Raw genomic sequence first — 10,492 nt, forward strand, 5'->3', positions numbered from 1 at the left:
GAACAGAATGACGAGCAATGGCAGTGCCACGGGGACCATGAGCAACGGGCTCAAAGTACCTCGAAGCGAGAACACCGGAATGGTCGCTGGCACCTCGACCGGTGGCTTGGTCTCCTCAAAAGAGGGGGGAAGCATGGCCGGCCTCATGCGGCCACCCGCATTCCTTCTAGGTTAACGTCGGCAGCCATGCTTCTGAACGCTTTGGCGAACTTCGCATCCTCCGCATTACCTGATGCCGCCCCTGCAATTCGAGCGTTGAGCCGGTTGATGCCATCAGCGAACTTATTGAGCACCGCCTTGGCCGCCTCAACGTCACTGACCGTGAGTTTTCCTTCTTGAATCTTCTTCGAGAGCTTGCCTAGTTCGGCGAAGAATTGATCGGCTGATCCTGTCGGCGTTCCAACGGCATCCCAGCCGTCCGGGTCCTTGAACTTGACCGCAAATGTTTCGATGAATGAGTAGTCGATGGAAGCCACTTTCAGACCACCTTTCTAAAGTTGGTATCGATGAAGAGTCGGAGAATGAGTAGTTGACCGCCAAGGGCTACGCTGGTGCCATACATCGCGGAGAAGGTCAGGAACGCGAATCCGACGCGGCTATGTGTAGTCATACCTTTTGCGAATGAAGGGTCCCCGGGAAGAGCCATGAAGAAGTAGACGCCACCAAGCATCAACGGCACGCCTACGAGCGACAGCAGCAGGTATTGCCTGAACCTCATTCCTCCTCGTGCCCGGCTGCGTGCCAGCAGCCGCGGGTAGTTCACGAAGCTCTGCCACAGCCACACCAGCGAAGCAATGGGAATTACCGTTAGCGTGAGGCAGTGAGTCAGCAAGGCGGCTTGGGAATAGGTGGTCGAAGCCGCATGCGCATTCATAGGTATGAACGGCATCAGGTGCTGCATCCACAAGGTAAATCGACGCAGCCAGGGCCACAGATCAAGAATGTTGTCAGTCGCGAACAGCGCCACGAAAACTGGCACCGCCATGGGGATCAACAGCAGCGGACTCAAGCTGCCTGACAAGCTGAAAACCGGAACGGTCGGCGGCATCTCGACTGGGGGTTTTGTCGGCTCAAAGGAGGGGGGTGGCATAGACGTCCTCATGCGGGCACCCGCATTCTGAAATTGATCTGGAAATAGTCATTTTTTGGAACCACCGACGCCGCGATCTGTTGATCCAGCTGAATCGCTAGCAGCACACCTCGCCAATAGAGCGTGCACTCCTTCTGTGTAGCGAATTCCTCGCGACCCGACCCCACGAAACGAAAATAGACGTCTCGCTCTTTATCAATCGTCCAATCAGGCTCGAATGTCATCTTCAAGAATCGCCTATCAATCGCCTTGATGCTGTACTTCTCAACGTCTTCCAGAGAAATAAATTCGTTGACGAAAGCCATATTCAATGCCCAATGTTGCGATTCATATTTATTTTCAGATTACCTTGCCTTCAAGATGAACCGTACATCACATCCGATCGCAGCACGTACTTCATCCCCCGCCCGACCTCCGCCCCTTCATGCCACGTGTCATGAATGAAGAGCAGCCCGCATCCCTGCTGCGGCACCACCTTGAAGTCCCGGAAGTCCGTCTCCCCGCCTTCGAAGCCGTGATTCAGGTAGACCAGCAGCGTCAGCCTGCTGGTCATTCCGCCCTCGGACCACGGCCCGTCCTTGTGCATCTTGAAGCGCTGCCCGGGCGAGTACTTGTAGAAGCGCAGTTCCTTCGGCAACCCCATGGCAGCTTCGCCATCCAGGTGCGGCAGCGGCAACGCCGCCAACCGCCCCCACAACAACGCGATCCACGACGGCGCCTCGAACTGCGCACGCTCGTTGTTCCGCACATTGCGCATCAGCTGCTGGCCTGCCGCAGTCCGCACCGATGCCGCGTCGAACCCACGCTGCTCCGCCAGTTCGATCAGCGCCGCACACTCGTCGCTCGACAACAAGCCCGGCACCGAGAACACGCGCTCCGAATGAGGCACCCATTGCCGCGGTGATGCGGGCACACCAGCAAGCGCCTCACCGATCACGATGTCCGACATGTCTTCTTCCTTCTCCCTTTGACCGCGCCAGTCTAGTCACGCCGCGCCGCAAAGTCCTCAACTGCGCGCACCCACTGATGGGGGACATCAACGAGCCAGATGACGGTATGAGCACTCTGTATGGAACGAGTGCGCGGATGCGCTACTGCAAGCCGCGCGTCCGCGCACAACGATCTACTTCACTTCATCGTCGTCCGGCGCTTCCACGCAGACGCTGATGTCGCACAGGCCGCATTCGCAACGCACCTCCAGCACCGGAAGCGCATCCGGCACGCCGGTCTGGCGTTCACTCACCGTCACCACTCCATCGCACGCGGGGCATCGTCGCTCTGCCATGCCCGCCTGCGCGCCGTGCGAGTGGGCCGCATCCAGCGCGGTGCCCTTCGCCTGCAGGAACAGCTCGTCCGCTCGCCGTTCAATCCAGCGCTCGAGCGCCTTCATCGCGACCACGAACCCCACCACCGACACCACTATCGCAACACCCAACCAATCGTTCATTTGCCGTCCTTTGCCAACACCGGGTTGCACTGCAGAGTGGTGTTGAGCGAAGCAGCTTAGAAATCAACTGTGCAGGAGATATGCAGTTGCGCGGTCTTTCAACCCGTTGATGGCCGCGATCGCCGATCTCGGTCTGGCAGCCCTGCGGCGGCACCATGCTCAGACCCACCCGGCTGTTCCCCCTTCGATGGCCGAAGACGCTTCGAAGCGAAATCCCACGTGCGCTCATCCCGCTTCGGGCATCGGGGCGCATACAGCTTGGCCCACGCCCAGGGATCGTTGGAGTACTCGATGCGCCCTCGCCTCGTGTTCAAGAGATACCCGGTTCGCTCCGCGACAACCTCCTGGGTTTGCAGATCGATGGCCTTCAGCGTGCCTCCGGCCACCCAGTGCTCGCGATCGTCGAGCGTGGAGATGTCATCCCACGTCAAACCATAGCGCGCCGTGAACGCGTCGATGGCTTTGCGTTCCAGCTTGAACTCGTAGATCCCAAAGCCGGGGTCCCTGCCGCTGCCTTTCGCCATGTACTGCTCTCTCTCGACCCGTGTCCGCTGTCTCACGAACGCGAGGGCGGCCGTGTACCGATACCGCTTCCCGTCGCTCGGGTCCACGGCCTCGACGAAGCGGTAGCCAGTCGCGTATTGCCTTGCCTCCGGCCGATCCAGCCCGCCACCGCTGGACGCACGCAGAAGAATCTTGATGCAATCCTCGCCGCTGCAATCCCTGCCATAGGGATCCTCCGAAAACTGCTCGGCGTCCACGATCACCGGACGCCACTTCATCCAGACGATGCCATCGACATCCTCGACGACACGGTTGACCTTGTCTCCAGCGGTCTTGCAACGCTTCTGGAAATGCGCCATGGCGGCCTCGAGTCTCGCGTTCGATTGGTCGAGCCACCGATTGCGCTCGGCAAAGTGCGTCGCCACCGGATATGCGAATGCGGCCATGACCCCGGCCGCGACGCCCCACTGCATCCAGTGGCGCTTCGGGAACCACGACACGACGATCGCGACGGCCACTGCAATGATCCAGTACAGCGGCCCGAGGACTTTGAGGGTRACGCCGAACGATGTCGCGTCGAGTGGCGTTACGAGGTCCATCTTCGAACCCTCGCGCCGTCATCTGCCGCCAGACTCGCCCGGCCCGGTGGGCGTGGGCTGGATCAGCTCCTCGTCGGCCTGCCGACACAGCCCCAGGCGACAGGCACACAGCCCGCAATCACAGTTCACGTCGACCATCCGCATCGCCGCGCTGCAGTCGTGCGCGGCGGCCGCCACGCTCACGCGGCTTCGGCATGCGGGGCAGCACCGCCGGTTCAAGCCCAGGTAGGCGCCCTGCAGGTGCGAGCGGGCCAGGCTGAAGGCCAGCCCCTTGGCCTGCAGGTAGACCTCCTCGGCGCGCCGTTCGGCACACCGCGCGATGGCGTTCATCACGAACGTCATCGCCATCACCACGACCAGGGCAACCAACAACGACAGCGCCGCCGCAATCTGCGTCCAGTTCTCCATAACCGTCTCCTTTTTCGACACCGGGTTGCACTGCTCGATGGCGTCGAGGAACCAGTCTAGAAATCAACTGTGCAGAATGTTTGCACGGGTTACGCATGGCATCTTTACAGCCACACCCCTGCTATCGTTGGGTCTACCCGGGGCAGGGCAAACTGCGCGCCCCCCTTGATGGAGATTCGAATGGAACATCGCAGACTCGGCTCGAGCGGCTTCAAGGTCCCCGTGCTCAGCCTCGGCACCGGCACCTTCGGCGGCGGTGGCGAATTCTTCGGCGCCTGGGGCAAGACCGATGCCGACGGCGCACGCCGCCTGCTCGACATCTGCCTCGAGGCCGGCCTGAACATGTTCGACAGCGCCGACGTGTACTCCGCGGGCGCGGCCGAGCAGGTGCTCGGCCAGGCGATCGCCGGCCGGCGCGACAAGGTGATCCTCTCGACGAAAGCCACCTTCCGCCTCGGCAGCGGGCCGAACGACGTCGGCTCGTCGCGCCACCACCTGCTCGATGCGGTGCACGCTTCGCTGAAGCGGCTCGGCACCGACTACATCGACCTGTTCCAGCTGCACGGCTTCGATGCGCAGACGCCGGTCGAAGAGACGCTGCGCACGCTCGATGACCTGGTGCGCGCCGGCAAGATCCGCTACCTCGGCGTGTCGAACTTCTCCGGCTGGCACCTGATGAAGTCGCTGGCCGCATCGGAGCGCCTGGGCATCTCGCGCTACGTCGCGCACCAGGCCTACTACTCGCTGATCGGCCGCGACTACGAATGGGAGCTGATGCCGCTTGCGCTCGACCAGGGCGTGGGCGCGGTGGTGTGGAGCCCGCTCGGCTGGGGCCGCCTCACCGGCAAGATCCGCCGCGGCACCGGGCTGCCGGCGCAGAGCCGCCTGCACAAGACCGCCGAGTTCGGCCCGCCGGTGCCCGACGAGCAGTTGTTCCGCGTGATGGACGCGATCGACGCCGTCGCGAAGGAAACCGGCAAGAGCGTGGCGCAGATCGCACTGAACTGGCTGCTGCAGCGRCCCACGGTCGCGAACGTGATCATCGGCGCGCGCGACGAGGCCCAGCTGCGCGACAACCTCGGCGCTGTCGGCTGGTCGCTGAGCACGTCGCAGATGAAGCTGCTCGACGAGGCCAGCACGGTGACCCGGCCGTATCCGTACTGGCACCAGGCATCGTTCGAACGCAACCCGCTGCCGGTGTGAGGAGACAAGCATGACCGCGCGATACCAGGGCGTGTTCCCGGTGGTGCCCACCACCTTCACCGACAGCGGCGAGCTCGACCTGCCGAGCCAGAAACGCTGCGTCGATTTCATGATCGATGCCGGCTCGACCGGGCTGTGCATCCTCGCGAACTTCTCCGAGCAGTTCGTCATCGCCGATGCCGAGCGCGAGCTGCTGACGAAAACCATCCTCGAGCACGTGGCCGGCCGCGTGCCGGTGATCGTGACGACCACGCACTTCAGCACGCGGCTGTGCATCGAGCGCAGCGTGCGCGCGCAGCAGCAGGGCGCGGCGATGGTGATGGCGATGCCGCCGTACCACGGCGCGACGCTGCGCGTGCCCGAGGGCCAGAGCATCGAGTTCTTCTCGCGGCTGTCCGAGGCGCTCGCGATTCCGATCATGGTGCAGGACGCTCCCGTCAGCGGCACCACGCTGAGCGCGGCCACGCTGGCACGCATCGCACGCGAGACGGCGAACGTGCGCTACTTCAAGATCGAGGTGCCGCAGGCGGCGGCCAAGCTGCGCGACCTGATCGCGCTGGGCGGCGATGCGATCGAAGGCCCGTGGGACGGCGAGGAGGCGATCACGCTGCTGGCCGACCTGGATGCCGGCGCGACCGGTGCGATGACCGGCGGCGGCTTCCCCGACGGCATCCGGCAGATCGTCGATGCGTTCGCGGCAGGCAATCGTGAAGCAGCCGTCGCGGCCTATGCACGCTGGCTGCCGCTGATCAACTTCGAGAACCGCCAGGGCGGCTTCCTGAGCGCGAAGGCACTGATGAAGGAAGGCGGCGTCATCGCGTGCGATGCGCCGCGCCATCCGTACCCGCCGATGCACCCGGCCACGCGCACCGGCCTGCTCGATGCGGCACGGCGGCTGGATCCGCTGGTGCTGCGCTGGGGCCGATGATCACCTGCCGAGGGCGAACGGATGCTTCCGTTCTCAGCGCTTCAACGGTCGCGTCGATTCCCGCATCACGAGCAGCGGCGGCGGTAGCGCGCCGTCCGGCGTCTCGCCGCGCAGCATCGCCAGCACCGCCAGCGCGCCCAGTTCGCCGAGCTGGTACACCGGCTGGCGGATCGTGGTCAGCGGCGGGATCGAGTACTGCGAACCCGCGAGGTCGTCGAAGCCGACCACCGCCACGTCGTCGGGCACGCGCAGGTTGCGCCGGTACAGGCCGAGCGCCGCGCCATAGGCCGTCTGGTCGTTCGCCGCGAAGATCGCGCTGAAGTCGGTGCGCGATTCCATCAGCTGGCTCAGCGCCTTCAGCCCGCCCGCCTCGCTGAAATCGCCCTGCACCACCAGCGCAGGGTCGTAGGCGATGCCGGCCTCCTTCAGCGCACGGCGGTAGCCTTCCTTGCGCTCGCGCGCATCGGCATGCTCGCGCGAACCGAGGATGTGCACGATGCGCCGGTGGCCCAGTTCGATCAGGTGCCGCGTCGCCATGCGCGCGCCCTCGACATTCGCGAAGTTCAGGCTGAACAGGCCGGGGGCCGAGAGCTTGCGCCCCGTCACCACCGTCGGCACGCGCCGCGCCACCTGCATCAGCACCTCGTCGGGCAGCCGGCCGGTGAAGACGATCAGGCCGTCGACGCGCCGCGACAGCAGCAGGTCGACGCATTTCTTCTCGTCGGCCACCGTCCAGTGGCCGCTCGCGAACAGCGGCATGTAGCCGGCCGCGCCGAGCACCGCCTCGATGCCGCGCAGGCCTTCGCCGTAGAACGGGCTGTCGATCGACTGCGTGACCACGCCGATGCTCAGCGTGCGCCCGCCGGCCAGGCCGCGCGCCACCGGGTTCGGCATGAAGCCCAGCCGCGCGATCGCGGCATCGACCGCCTTCTGCTTGGCCGGACTCACCTTCGCGCTGCCGTTCAGGATGCGCGAGACCGTGCTCGACGACACGCCCGCCAGCTCGGCCACCATCTGCAGCGTCACCGATGTGTCGGTGACGCTGGCCACGGCGGGCGCCGCAGCGGCACGCTTGCGCGCCGGCTTGGGGGGTGGGCTCTTGGTGACCTTCTTGGAGACCGCCTTCATGCGTGGCCGTACTGCTGTGAGTGAATCGAAAAGTGTACGTTCATGCATCCATGCATTGCGGCGTTGAAACACCCCCGAAGGAGCGTATCGGCACCCACGCAACATGAGGGAAAACCATGGCTCGCAACTTGCATACAAGATCGCATTCACCCATTCTCGACCCGTGTCGATGCCCTGTTGTGGAGCMCGGATCCCATGTCCCTCGAGCCCCGGACCTTGCGTGAACTGCAGCAGGCGCTGCGCGAAGGCACCCTGACGGTGCGTCGGCTGATGGAGCGCGTGCTGCACGAGCGTGCACGGCATGCGGCATCGGCCTGGATCGCGCTGCGGCCCGAGGAGGAACTGCTGGCCGAGGCCGAGGCCTGCGATGCCCGCGCGCGCGGCGAAGGCGCGGCGCTGTGGGAGCGGCTGCCCCTCTTCGGCCTGCCGTTCGCGGTGAAGGACAACATCGACGTGGCCGGGTTGCCGACCACCGCCGCCTGCCCGGGCTTCGCGAGCGGCCCGGCCGCGCGGCATGCCACCGCGGTGCAACGCCTGGCCGATGCCGGCGCCATTCCCGTCGGCAAGACCAACCTCGACCAGTTCGCGACCGGCCTGGTGGGCACGCGTTCGCCGTACGGCGCGGTGCCGAACCCGTTCGATGCAGCCCATGTGAGCGGCGGTTCCAGTTCGGGCTCGGCCTACGTGGTCGCGACCGGCCAGGTGCCGTTCGCGCTCGGCACCGACACAGCCGGCTCGGGCCGCGTGCCGGCCGGTTTCTGCCACATCAGCGGGTTGAAGCCGACCAAGGGCTGGCTGCCGTCGACCGGTGTGGTACCGGCCTGCCGCAGCCTCGACTGCATCTCGGTGTTCGCGTTGACGCCGGAAGACGCCTGGGTGGTCGCGAGCCAGGCGGCCGGCCCCGATCCGCAGGACCCGTTCAGCCGCAGCGCGTTGCCGCCGCGGCTGCGGCTGGACGCGTTGCAGGACCTCGCGGTCGGCGTGCCCGACACGCTGGAGTTCTTCGGCGATGCGCAGGCGCGCGACGCCTTCGAGGCCGCGCTGGTCCATCTGCGCGAGCGCGGCTGCAAGCTGGTGCCGGTGCCATTCGAGCCGCTCGCGCGCGTTGCGGCGCTGCTGTACCAGGGGCCGTGGGTGGCCGAACGCTATGCCGCGGTCGGCGCCTTCCTCGATGGCGACCCGCCCGGTGCCGACCCCACCGTCGCGGCGATCGTGCGCAGCGGCCGCGCGCCGGCCGCCCACGAGCTGTTCGAGGCGCAGTACGCGCTGGCCGCGGCGCAGCGCCAGGCAGCGGCGATGTGGTCGCAGGTCGCGGTGCTGGTGGTGCCGAGCGCGCCGACGCACCCGACGCGGGCCGCGCTGCAGGCCGATCCGTTCGAGCCGAACCGGCGCCTCGGCCACTACACGAACTTCGTCAACCTGCTCGACATGGCGGCCCATGCGCTGCCCGGCCCGATGCGCGGCGACGGCCTGCCGGCCGGCGTCACGCTGATCGGGCCGGCGTTCAGCGATTTCGCGCTGGCCGGGCTGGCCGCCACGCTCGCCCGCGTGTTCGAGCCGACCGCCGGCGTGATGCGGCATCCGATCGGTGCCGCGCCGGTGCTGGCCGCCCCCGCGCCCGCGCAGCCGCTGCGGCTGGTCGTCGTCGGCGCGCACATGAGCGGGCTCGCGCTGAACTGGCAGCTGACCGAACGCGCCGGCCGGCTGCTGCGCCGCACCCGCACCGCGCCGGCGTACCGGCTGCATTCGCTGACCGGCCACGCGCCGACGCGACCCGCGCTGGTGCATGTCGGCCCCGAGGCGGGTCGCGCGATCGACGTGGAGGTGTGGGAGATCGACGCGGCCCACGGCGGCAGCTTCCTGCAGATGGTCGGCCCGCCGCTCGCGCTCGGCACGGTAGAGCTGGACGACGGCACGCAGGAGCGCGGCTTCGTCTGCGAGCCGCGTGGCGTGGCAGCCGGCGGCAGCGCGCTGGACATCACCGCGTACGGCGGCTGGCGCGGCTTCCTCGCTTCGCTCGGCTGAGCACGGTCCTTGCAGCACTCCCGCGCAAGGAGGTCTTCCGCCATGACCGACACCACCCCATCCGACATCGTCGATTTCGTGCGCGCCAGCGCCCGGCTGCTGGAGCTGCCGCTCGACGAGGCGCAGGTCGCGCGCGTCGCGACGCACCTGGCCCGCACGCGCACGATGGTCACGCCGCTGCGGCTGCTGCCGCTCGGCGCCGAGCTGGAACCGGCCGAGGTCTACTGCCCGGCGCCGTTCCCGGCCGAGGATCCGGCATGACGGCGCGTCTCGCGCATGCCGGCGGGATGAGCACCGGCATGTCGGTGGTGCGCGCCGTGCGCAGCGGCGAGATGCTGGCCGAAGAGGCGCTCGAGCACTGCATCGCCCGCATCGAGGTCTGCGACGCACGGGTCAACGCCTTCACCGACGGCACCTTCGAGCGTGCGGTGCGCGAGGCGCGCGCGGTCGATGCGATGCGCGCCCGCGGCGAGGTGCTGCCGGCGCTGGCCGGGCTGCCGTATGCGGTGAAGAACCTGTTCGACATCGAAGGCCTGACCACGCGCGCCGGCAGCAAGGTGCGCCAGGGCGAGCCACCGGCCGCGGCCGATGCGGTGCTGGTCGAGCGCCTGCGCGCGGCCGGCGCGGTGCTGGTGGGCGCGCTGAACATGGACGAGTTCGCCTATGGCTTCACCACCGAGAACAGCCACTACGGCCCGAGCCGCAACCCGCGCGACCTGACGCGCACCGCAGGCGGATCGTCGGGCGGCTGCGGCGCCGCGGTGGCGGCCGGCCAGGTGCCGGTGACGCTCGGCTCCGACACCAACGGCTCGATCCGCGTGCCGTCGTCGCTGTGCGGCGTGTGGGGGCTGAAGCCGACCTTCGGGCGGCTGTCGCGGCGCGGCAGCTTCCCGTTCGTCGCGAGCCTCGACCACCTGGGGCCGTTCGCGCGCAGCGTCGAGGACCTGGCCGCCACCTACGACGCGATGCAGGGCCCGGATCCGCTGGACCCCGGCTGCCATGCCGAGCGCGTGCAACCGGCGCTGGAACACATCGGCCACCCGATCGCCGGCCTGCGCATCGGCGTGCTGGACGGCTACTTCGAGGAGCACGCCGGGCCGGCGGCGCAGCGCGCGGTGGCGATCGCGGCCGAGGTGCTGCACGCGACCCGCCGCGTGCAG

At 67.2% G+C, this 10,492-nt stretch carries 13 protein-coding genes; 5 read left to right on the forward strand and 8 right to left on the reverse strand.

The annotated features are described in order from the left end of the window. Positions 1-143: 143 nt before the first annotated feature. From AC1DXV_RS25795 to AC1DXV_RS25825, 7 genes are all read right to left on the reverse strand, one after another. A complete protein-coding gene (locus tag AC1DXV_RS25795; RefSeq protein ID WP_477866302.1) occupies positions 144-476 on the reverse strand; it encodes a hypothetical protein in 333 nt (110 codons plus the stop codon). A 2-nt stretch (positions 477-478) separates the two neighbouring features. Further along, the gene (locus AC1DXV_RS25800) at positions 479-1,090 is read right to left on the reverse strand and encodes a hypothetical protein (protein WP_477936237.1); all 612 of its coding nucleotides are present in this window, start codon (positions 1,088-1,090) and stop codon (positions 479-481) included. Positions 1,091-1,098: 8 nt separating this feature from the next. Continuing rightward, the gene (locus AC1DXV_RS25805) at positions 1,099-1,395 is read right to left on the reverse strand and encodes a hypothetical protein (RefSeq protein ID WP_477866306.1); all 297 of its coding nucleotides are present in this window, start codon (positions 1,393-1,395) and stop codon (positions 1,099-1,101) included. A gap of 50 nt (positions 1,396-1,445) precedes the next feature. Then, on the reverse strand, positions 1,446-2,039 hold the full coding sequence (locus AC1DXV_RS25810; protein ID WP_477866308.1) for a prolyl hydroxylase family protein: 594 nt from the start codon (positions 2,037-2,039) through the stop codon (positions 1,446-1,448). 174 nt (positions 2,040-2,213) lie between these two features. Continuing rightward, positions 2,214-2,537: a hypothetical protein gene (locus AC1DXV_RS25815; protein WP_477936239.1), complete on the reverse strand. Its 324-nt coding sequence runs from the start codon at positions 2,535-2,537 to the stop codon at positions 2,214-2,216. 98 nt (positions 2,538-2,635) lie between these two features. Then, positions 2,636-3,640, reverse strand: a complete 1,005-nt coding sequence (locus AC1DXV_RS25820; RefSeq protein WP_477866312.1) for a hypothetical protein — start codon at positions 3,638-3,640, stop codon at positions 2,636-2,638. 18 nt (positions 3,641-3,658) lie between these two features. Then, positions 3,659-4,048, reverse strand: coding sequence for a hypothetical protein (locus AC1DXV_RS25825; protein WP_477866314.1), 390 nt, complete (start codon positions 4,046-4,048; stop codon positions 3,659-3,661). A gap of 180 nt (positions 4,049-4,228) precedes the next feature. On the opposite strand from AC1DXV_RS25825, the gene AC1DXV_RS25830 reads away from it, so the two are divergent. Both AC1DXV_RS25830 and AC1DXV_RS25835 read left to right on the forward strand, forming a co-directional pair. After that, positions 4,229-5,251 (forward strand): aldo/keto reductase, encoded by a 1,023-nt coding sequence (locus tag AC1DXV_RS25830; protein WP_477866316.1) that lies wholly within the window; start codon positions 4,229-4,231, stop codon positions 5,249-5,251. Between the two features lie 10 nt (positions 5,252-5,261). Continuing rightward, positions 5,262-6,179 carry a dihydrodipicolinate synthase family protein gene (locus tag AC1DXV_RS25835; protein ID WP_477866318.1) on the forward strand — a complete coding sequence of 306 codons (918 nt, stop codon included), beginning with the start codon at positions 5,262-5,264 and terminating at the stop codon, positions 6,177-6,179. Between the two features lie 33 nt (positions 6,180-6,212). Here AC1DXV_RS25835 and AC1DXV_RS25840 read toward each other — a convergent pair whose 3' ends face one another. Then, positions 6,213-7,307, reverse strand: a complete 1,095-nt coding sequence (locus tag AC1DXV_RS25840) for a LacI family DNA-binding transcriptional regulator (protein WP_477866320.1) — start codon at positions 7,305-7,307, stop codon at positions 6,213-6,215. Positions 7,308-7,502: 195 nt separating this feature from the next. Between AC1DXV_RS25840 and atzF the strand changes: the two genes are divergently transcribed. The 3 genes from atzF to AC1DXV_RS25855 all read left to right on the forward strand — a co-directional run. Beyond that, positions 7,503-9,332 carry an allophanate hydrolase gene (gene atzF, locus AC1DXV_RS25845; protein WP_477936241.1) on the forward strand — a complete coding sequence of 610 codons (1,830 nt, stop codon included), beginning with the start codon at positions 7,503-7,505 and terminating at the stop codon, positions 9,330-9,332. A gap of 42 nt (positions 9,333-9,374) precedes the next feature. Further along, positions 9,375-9,593 carry a DUF4089 domain-containing protein gene (locus AC1DXV_RS25850; protein WP_477874023.1) on the forward strand — a complete coding sequence of 73 codons (219 nt, stop codon included), beginning with the start codon at positions 9,375-9,377 and terminating at the stop codon, positions 9,591-9,593. Then, the coding region (locus tag AC1DXV_RS25855; RefSeq protein ID WP_477936243.1) for an AtzE family amidohydrolase at positions 9,590-10,492 on the forward strand (903 nt) is incomplete at its 3' end. The genes AC1DXV_RS25850 and AC1DXV_RS25855, both read left to right, overlap by 4 nt.

It is taken from the genome of Rhizobacter sp. P3_C12 (assembly GCF_056402735.1).

What these genes read in the sequence shown, in the direction of transcription:
- atzF (WP_477936241.1), top strand. Translation starts at nt 7,503, where the DNA reads ATGTCCCTCGAGCCCCGGACCTTGCGTGAACTGCAGCAGGCGCTGCGC.
- AC1DXV_RS25825 (WP_477866314.1), bottom strand. Translation starts at nt 4,048, where the DNA reads ATGGAGAACTGGACGCAGATTGCGGCGGCGCTGTCGTTGTTGGTTGCC.
- AC1DXV_RS25810 (WP_477866308.1), bottom strand. Translation starts at nt 2,039, where the DNA reads ATGTCGGACATCGTGATCGGTGAGGCGCTTGCTGGTGTGCCCGCATCA.
- AC1DXV_RS25815 (WP_477936239.1), bottom strand. Translation starts at nt 2,537, where the DNA reads ATGAACGATTGGTTGGGTGTTGCGATAGTGGTGTCGGTGGTGGGGTTC.
- AC1DXV_RS25850 (WP_477874023.1), top strand. Translation starts at nt 9,375, where the DNA reads ATGACCGACACCACCCCATCCGACATCGTCGATTTCGTGCGCGCCAGC.
- AC1DXV_RS25805 (WP_477866306.1), bottom strand. Translation starts at nt 1,395, where the DNA reads ATGGCTTTCGTCAACGAATTTATTTCTCTGGAAGACGTTGAGAAGTAC.
- AC1DXV_RS25835 (WP_477866318.1), top strand. Translation starts at nt 5,262, where the DNA reads ATGACCGCGCGATACCAGGGCGTGTTCCCGGTGGTGCCCACCACCTTC.
- AC1DXV_RS25840 (WP_477866320.1), bottom strand. Translation starts at nt 7,307, where the DNA reads ATGAAGGCGGTCTCCAAGAAGGTCACCAAGAGCCCACCCCCCAAGCCG.
- AC1DXV_RS25800 (WP_477936237.1), bottom strand. Translation starts at nt 1,090, where the DNA reads ATGCCACCCCCCTCCTTTGAGCCGACAAAACCCCCAGTCGAGATGCCG.